This is a genomic window from Micromonospora sp. NPDC003776 (assembly GCF_053605645.1).
This window is the reverse complement of the sequence record NZ_JBSGJR010000391.1, coordinates 1-6,786: the sequence shown is the minus strand read 5'-3', so window position 1 is coordinate 6,786 and position 6,786 is coordinate 1. Positions and strand designations below refer to the sequence as shown.

Sequence of the window (6,786 nt, the reverse complement as noted above, 5' to 3'; positions counted from 1 at the left end):
CGGTCGCCGTGCCGACCGCCTCGGTGGCGGCGGCGCTGATCACCGCGACCTCCCGGACCGCCGCGTCCGCGTCGGTCAGCACCCGGTCGGTGCGGTCGAGGGTGCCCTCGATCCGGTCCACCACCCCGTTGATCCGGCGCAGCAGCGCTTCCACGTCGTCGAGCACGGCGAACGCGCGGGCGGGCACGGCGGTGAACGCGGCGGCGGAGCCGAGTACCTGGTCCAGGGCGGCACGGGTGAGCCCGACGACGGCGCCGGGCCGGGGGAGGGGAATCGCCATGCCCACCAGTGTGCGTCGGCCGGGCCAGGACCGCCCGGTGGCGCCGCTGCTCACCGGCGCTCGCCCTGCTGCTCGACGGCCCGTTGCACGGCCCGGTAGATCTGCCCGAACCGCAGCGCGTCCGGCGTGCGCAGCAGCATCACCTCCCGCCCGTGGTGCTGCACCCACAGCTCGTGCACCCGGCTGCCCCGCTCGTAGGAGCGGTCCAGCCAGCCGAGCGGCAGTTCCAGGAACGGGGTCAGCGCCAGCCCGACCGCCACGAAGGCGCCGAGGATGACACGAAGGCGCCGAGGATGAGCAGCGCCAGCTTCCAGTTGCCCCGGTCCTGCGCGGCCCAGGCCAGGGAGAGGACGCAGACCAGGGCGACCAGCGGCGGCAGGGAGAGGAGCAGGACCAGCACGCCCCGGCCGAGGACCCGTCCCCGTACGGCCAGGGTGGTCGCCCCGCGCGCGTGCCACACGTACGCGATGTCGGCGAGCCGGACGACCTGCCCGCCGGCGTGGATGGCCTCGGAGGTGACCTGCACCGCATCGTCCCGGAAATAGAGGACCATCATTAAGGCTAACCACCCCGGTTCAAGCCCGGCCCGCGGTATGTCGGGGCTTTCCGCGCGCACGGGCCGGCGCGATCGGTTGGGGCTGAACGGGTCCACGATGCCTTTGGAGCTGAGTCGTTCGCGATATCACCCCACCGGTCGCCGCCGCCCGGGCCGGCCTCCCGGCCGGCGCCCGGAGGCGTGCCGGCGCGCGGGAGCTTCGCGGCGGGGGCGGCGAGTCGTTGGTGATGTCAGCTCCGAAGGCAACGAACAACACCATGGCTGCCGGGTTCGCGAGCGCTGCGGTGTGGAGCCGGGCCGGCGGGCGAGTGGCTCTCGGCCCGCAGGGCGGGACAGGCGGCACCGCCCGGACAAGGCAGCGCGGCCGGGGGCGGCGCAGCCGAAATCGTCCGGGTAGCGTCGCGGCCATGGCGGAGCGGAGCGGGGCCGGGACGGCCAGGACCGAGCAGGAGCGCAACGTCGAGGTGGTCCGGCGCTACCTGCGGACCTTCGTCACGAAGGACCTCGCCGAACTGGCCGAGGTGGTCGCCGAGGACGTGGAGATCTACGGCAGCGGCACGGCCGTGCGCGGCCGGCGCTACCCGGAAGGAGCCGTTTCCTCGCCCGGGCTCACCGTGCTCGACCAGGAGATCCTGGAGATCTTCGCGGCCGAGGACCGGGTGGTGGTCTCGATGGCGCAGACGTACCGGCGCGACTCGACAGGCGCCACCACCGTGCAGAGCGCCTGCAAGATGTACCGGCTGGCCGGCGGGCGGATCGTGCAGTTCTGGGGCGAGCAGGACACCTACGGCCTGCTGCGCGGCCTCGGGCTGCTGCCGGACGAGCCGATCATCTTCGACTGAGGCGCCTGCTCCATCGCCCGCTGCACCGCCCGGTAGATCTGGCCGAAGCGCAGCGCGTCGCCGGTGCGCAGCAGCCGCACCGGCTGGCCGCGCCAGCGGGCCCACATCTCCAGCTCCCGGCTGCCCCGGGCGTACGACCGGTCCAGGTGCTCGAAGAGCACGTCGGCGAGCGGCCCGACGCCGAGGCCGACCAGCACGGACGCCCCGACGATGGCGATCGTGACGACCGGGGAGCGGTGCAGCCAGAGCGCGAGCGCGATGCCGAGCCCGGCGGCGACCAGGGGGCCGGTGAGCGCCGCGCCGATCGCCCCCCGGCCCGCGAGCACCCGCCACGACCGGCTGCCCCGCCGGTGCCAGACCATGCCCAGTTCGACGAGCGGGTAGGTACGCCCGTCCACCCGCAGGGTGGTCGAGGTGACCTGCACCGTCCGGTCGTCGTAGTACGTGATCATGGCCTCTCTCCGGGTGCCCGGGCCTGCACCACACTCTCTACCCCAACGAGCCGGGCCGTAAGGTTGGCACGCGACTTCGACGAGGAAGTGAGGGCAGCATGGGCGAGTTCGTCAGGCTGGAAGTGAAGGACGGCATCGGCACCATCCGGCTGGAGCGGCCGCCGATGAACGCGCTCAACACCCAGGTGCAGGAGGAGTTGCGCGCCGCCGCCGCCGCGGCCACCGCGGACGCCGAGGTCCGCGCGGTCATCGTGTACGGCGGGGAGAAGGTCTTCGCGGCCGGCGCGGACATCAAGGAGATGGCCGACATGTCCTACGTGGACATGGCGGAGCGGGCGGCCGACCTCTCCAGCGCGCTCGGCGCCATCGCCCGGATCCCGAAGCCGGTGGTCGCCGCGATCACCGGGTACGCCCTCGGTGGCGGCTGCGAGCTGGCCCTCGCGTGCGACTGGCGGATCGTGGCCGAGGACGCCAAGCTCGGCCAGCCGGAGATCAAGCTCGGCATCATCCCGGGGGCCGGCGGCACCCAGCGGCTGGCCCGCCTGGTCGGCCCGGCCCGGGCCAAGGACCTGATCATGACCGGCCGGATGATCGACGCCGCGGAGGCGCTGCGGATCGGCCTGGCCGACCAGGTCGTCCCGGCCGCCGGGGTCTACGACGCCGCCGTCGCGTACGTGAAGCCGTTCCTGACCGGCCCGGTGCAGGCCCTGCGGGCCGCCAAGGCGGCGGTCGACGCCGGCTTGGATATGGACCTCACCTCCGGTCTGGCCTGGGAGAGCCAGCTCTTCGCGGCGCTGTTCGCCACCGACGACCGGCGCGAGGGCATGGCCGCGTTCGTCGAGAAGCGCAAGCCGGGCTTCACCGGCCGCTGAGCCGCGCTCCCGGGTCGGCGGTCCGCCGCACCGCCGACCCGAGAGCGGTTCACATCTCGCCTACCGGCCAGTAGCGTGTGACTCCGGTCAGGCAACGAAGGGGAGTGGCGATGACGGAACGGGTCGAAGGTCACGGCGGCGAGCTGGCCCTCGCGGCGCTGCGCGCACACGGCGTACGGGAGATGTTCACCCTCTCCGGCGGGCACGTCTTCCCGCTCTACGACGCCGCGCACAAGGCCGGTTTCCCGCTCTACGACGTCCGGCACGAGCAGTCCGCCGTCTTCGCCGCCGAGGCGGTGGCGAAGCTCCAGCGCCGCCCCGGCCTGGCCGTGCTCACCGCCGGACCCGGCGTCACCAACGGCGTCTCCGGCCTGACCAGCGCCTTCTTCAACGCCTCGCCGGTGCTGGTGCTCGGCGGGCGTGCCCCCCAGTTCCGCTGGGGCTCCGGCAGCCTGCAGGAGATGGACCACCTGCCCCTGGTCGCCCCGGTCACCAAGCACGCCGAGACGGTGTTCAGCGCCGACGACATCCCGCGCGCGGTCTCCGCCGCGCTGACCACCGCGCTCACCCCGCACCGCGGTCCGGTCTTCCTCGACTTCCCGCTGGAGGCGGTCTTCTCCGTCGGCGACGCGGAGCTGCCCGCGGTCACCCCGCCCGCCCCGATCGAGGCCGACCCGGACGAGGTCGCGAAGGCCGCCCGCCTGATCGCCGCCGCGTCCCGCCCGGTCGTCATCGCCGGTTCCGACGTGTACGCGGGCGACGCGGTCGAGGCCCTGCGCGCCGCCGCCGAGTCCCTCCAGGTGCCGGTCTTCACCAACGGCATGGGCCGCGGGGCGCTGCCCCCCGAGCACCCGCTCGCCTTCGCCAAGGCCCGCCGGGTCGCGCTCAAGAACGCCGACGTGGTCGTGGTGGTCGGCACCCCGCTCGACTTCCGGCTCGCCTTCGGCGACTTCGGCGACGCGCAGGTGGTGCACGTCGTCGACGCGCCCAGCCAGCGTGCCGGGCACGTCCAGCCGGCCGCCGCCCCCGCCGGCGACCTGCGCCTGGTCCTCACCGCGTTCGCCGAGCACGCCGGCGACCGGGCCGACCACGCCGACTGGATCGCGCAGCTGCGTACCGCCGAGGACGCCGCGAAGGCCCGCGACGCCGAGGAGATGGGCGCCGAGACCGACCCGATCCGCCCGGCCCGGGTCTACGGCGAGCTGCGCAAGGTGCTCGCCGCCGACGCGATCACCATCGGCGACGGCGGCGACTTCGTCTCGTACGCCGGGAAGTACCTGGAGCCGGCGCAGCCGGGCACCTGGCTCGACCCCGGGCCGTACGGCTGCCTCGGCACCGGCATGGGCTACGCCATGGGGGCCCGGGTCAGCCACCCGGACCGGCAGATCTGCGTGCTGATGGGCGACGGCGCGGCCGGCTTCTCGCTGATGGACGTCGAGTCCCTGGTCCGGCAGCAGCTGCCGGTGGTCATCGTGGTCGGCAACAACGGCATCTGGGGCCTGGAGAAGCACCCGATGCGGGCCATGTACGGCTACGACGTGGCCGCCGACCTCCAGCCGGCGCTGCGCTACGACAAGGTGGTCGAGGCGCTCGGCGGTGCGGGTGAGACGGTGGCGAAGGCCGCCGACCTCGGCCCAGCCCTGGCCCGCGCCTTCGACGCCGGCGTGCCGTACCTGGTCAACGTGCTGACCGACCCGGCCGACGCGTACCCCCGCTCGTCCAACCTGGCCTGACCCGGCCACCGCGACCGCCGCCGCCGGAACGACCGGCGACGGCGGTCGCGTCCTTCTGCCCGGAGGCAAAATCAGCGGTCTGTCAGCGGTTGTCGCCGTAACGTCAGCGCCGTCGCTCAAGGTGGGGTGACCAGCGAGAACGACGGGAGTTCCGATGACATACGCGATCCGCGCGGAGGGCCTGGTCCGCCGCTTCGGCGCGACCACCGCCCTGGCCGGGGTGGACCTGGCCGTCCCCGCCGGGACGGTGTTCGGGCTGCTCGGGCCGAACGGGGCGGGCAAGACCACGGCGGTCCGGGTGCTGGCCACCCTGCTTGCCGCCGACGAGGGGCACGCCACCGTCGGCGGGTACGACGTCCGCCGCGACGCGCACCGGGTGCGCCAGCTGATCGGCCTCACCGGCCAGTACGCCTCGGTCGACGAGAACCTCACCGGCACCGAGAACCTGCTGCTGATCGGCCGGCTGCTCGGGTTCTCCCGGGCCGAGGCCCGGGCCCGGGCCCGGCAGCTGCTCGCCGACTTCCAGCTCACCGACGCCGCCGAGCGGGCCGCCAAGACCTACTCGGGCGGCATGCGCCGGCGGCTCGACCTGGCCGCCAGCCTGGTCGGCCGGCCGCAGGTGCTCTTCCTCGACGAGCCGACCACCGGGCTCGACCCGCGCAGCCGCAACGAACTCTGGGACATCGTCCGGGGCCTGGTCGCCGACGGGGTGACCGTGCTGCTGACCACGCAGTACCTGGAGGAGGCCGACCAGCTCGCCGGGGAGATCGCCGTGGTCGACCACGGCCGGGTCATCGCCCAGGGCTCGCCGGAGGAGCTGAAGGCCCGGACCGGCGGGCAGGTGCTCGCGGTCCGGCCGGCCGATCCGACCGACCTGCCCACGGTGCTGGCCGTCGCCGCCGAGGTGACCGGGGCCACGCCCGAGGTCGCCCAGACCACCGTCTCGGTGCCGGTGAACGACCCGGGCGTGCTGCCCGCCGTGGTCCGCCGGCTCGACGCCGCCGAGGTCGCCGTGGCCGAGCTGGCCCTGCGCGGCGCCAGCCTGGACGAGGTCTTCCTCAATCTGACCGGTCACCGCGCCGAGCCGGAGACCGCCGCCGCCGACCTGGAAGGAGTCCCGGCATGACCGCCGCCACCCTCGCCGCCCCGCCCGTTCCGGCCCGCCGCCCGGGCCTCGTCGCCGGGCTGCGGCACACCGTCACCCTGGCGTGGCGCAGCCTCGTCCAGATCAAGCACAACCCGATGGAACTGCTCGACCTGAGCATCCAGCCGGTGATGTTCGTGCTGCTCTTCACGTACGTCTTCGGCACCGCGATCGCCGGCTCGCCCGGCGACTACCTGAAGTTCGCGCTGCCCGGGATCATCGTGCAGAACGCCTTCTTCGCCACCATGACCACCGGCTTCGGGTTGAACACCGACCTGACCAAGGGGGTCTTCGACCGGCTCCAGGCGCTGCCGATCGCCCGCTGGGCGCCGCTGGCCGGGCGGATCCTCGCCGACACCGTCAAGCAGGCCTGGTCGGTGGCGCTGCTGCTCGGCGTCGGGATGATCCTCGGCTTCCGGGTGGGTAACGGGGTCGCCGGGCTGCTCGCCGCGTTCGCCCTGCTGCTGGTCTTCTCCCTGGCCGCCTCGTGGATCTCCGTGCTGGTCGGCGTGCTGGTCAGCGAGCCGGACAAGGTGCAGATCTTCGGCTTCATGGTGATCTTCCCGCTCACCTTCACCAGCAACGCGTTCGTCCCGACCGACAAGATGCCGTCCTGGATGCGGCACTGGGTGGAGGTCAACCCGGCCACCATCCTCGCCGACGCGCTGCGGGGCCTGCTGGTCTCCGGACCGGTGGCCGGGCCGGTCACCCGGTCGCTGATCTGGGCTGCCGTGCTGCTCGCCGCGTTCGCCCCGCTCGCCGTGCGGGCGCTCAGGCGTCGAGTGTGACCCGGACCGCCTCGGCGGCGGTCTCGAACCGGTAGCCCAGCCCGCCCGCGTACGCCTCGGCGAAACCCGGGAGCACCACCTCGCCCTGGAACGCCAGCTGGACCTGCCCGGCCGGATCC

6 protein-coding genes and 2 pseudogenes are annotated in these 6,786 nt (G+C 73.8%); 5 read left to right on the top strand and 3 right to left on the bottom strand.

What is annotated here, in order from left to right; all coding sequences use genetic code 11:
- Together ACWEVO_RS25815 and ACWEVO_RS25810 are read right to left on the bottom strand one after the other, a co-directional pair.
- Window positions 1–280: pseudogene (locus ACWEVO_RS25815) on the bottom strand (hypothetical protein); the annotation flags it as partial.
- Window positions 281–330: 50 nt separating this feature from the next.
- Window positions 331–833 (bottom strand): annotated as a pseudogene (locus ACWEVO_RS25810) (DUF6232 family protein).
- A 410-nt stretch (window positions 834–1,243) separates the two neighbouring features.
- On the opposite strand from ACWEVO_RS25810, the gene ACWEVO_RS25805 reads away from it, so the two are divergent.
- A complete protein-coding gene (locus tag ACWEVO_RS25805; RefSeq protein ID WP_452310097.1) occupies window positions 1,244–1,678 on the top strand; it encodes a nuclear transport factor 2 family protein in 435 nt (144 codons plus the stop codon).
- On the opposite strand, the gene ACWEVO_RS25800 is transcribed toward ACWEVO_RS25805, so the two are convergent.
- Entirely contained in the window at window positions 1,621–2,130 is a 510-nt protein-coding gene (locus ACWEVO_RS25800) for a DUF6232 family protein (protein WP_452310096.1), read from the bottom strand. The genes ACWEVO_RS25805 and ACWEVO_RS25800 overlap by 58 nt on opposite strands.
- Before the next feature lie 98 nt (window positions 2,131–2,228).
- On the opposite strand from ACWEVO_RS25800, the gene ACWEVO_RS25795 reads away from it, so the two are divergent.
- The 4 genes from ACWEVO_RS25795 (at window position 2,229) to ACWEVO_RS25780 (ending at window position 6,667) form a co-directional block, all read left to right on the top strand.
- Window positions 2,229–3,002 (top strand): enoyl-CoA hydratase/isomerase family protein, encoded by a 774-nt coding sequence (locus ACWEVO_RS25795; RefSeq protein WP_452310095.1) that lies wholly within the window; start codon window positions 2,229–2,231, stop codon window positions 3,000–3,002.
- A 110-nt stretch (window positions 3,003–3,112) separates the two neighbouring features.
- Window positions 3,113–4,735: an acetolactate synthase gene (locus ACWEVO_RS25790; protein WP_452310094.1), complete on the top strand. Its 1,623-nt coding sequence runs from the start codon at window positions 3,113–3,115 to the stop codon at window positions 4,733–4,735.
- 154 nt (window positions 4,736–4,889) lie between these two features.
- Entirely contained in the window at window positions 4,890–5,861 is a 972-nt protein-coding gene (locus ACWEVO_RS25785) for an ATP-binding cassette domain-containing protein (RefSeq protein ID WP_452310093.1), read from the top strand.
- Complete coding sequence (locus ACWEVO_RS25780; protein ID WP_452310092.1) at window positions 5,858–6,667, top strand: ABC transporter permease; 810 nt, start codon at window positions 5,858–5,860, stop codon at window positions 6,665–6,667. Before ACWEVO_RS25785 ends, ACWEVO_RS25780 begins: the two co-directional genes overlap by 4 nt.
- Window positions 6,668–6,786 lie beyond the last annotated feature (119 nt).

Bases quoted from the DNA above. Each gene is read 5' to 3' on its own strand.
- ACWEVO_RS25785 (WP_452310093.1), top strand. From the start codon at position 4,890: ATGACATACGCGATCCGCGCGGAGGGCCTGGTCCGCCGCTTCGGCGCG.
- ACWEVO_RS25800 (WP_452310096.1), bottom strand. From the start codon at position 2,130: ATGATCACGTACTACGACGACCGGACGGTGCAGGTCACCTCGACCACC.
- ACWEVO_RS25805 (WP_452310097.1), top strand. From the start codon at position 1,244: ATGGCGGAGCGGAGCGGGGCCGGGACGGCCAGGACCGAGCAGGAGCGC.
- ACWEVO_RS25780 (WP_452310092.1), top strand. From the start codon at position 5,858: ATGACCGCCGCCACCCTCGCCGCCCCGCCCGTTCCGGCCCGCCGCCCG.
- ACWEVO_RS25795 (WP_452310095.1), top strand. From the start codon at position 2,229: ATGGGCGAGTTCGTCAGGCTGGAAGTGAAGGACGGCATCGGCACCATC.
- ACWEVO_RS25790 (WP_452310094.1), top strand. From the start codon at position 3,113: ATGACGGAACGGGTCGAAGGTCACGGCGGCGAGCTGGCCCTCGCGGCG.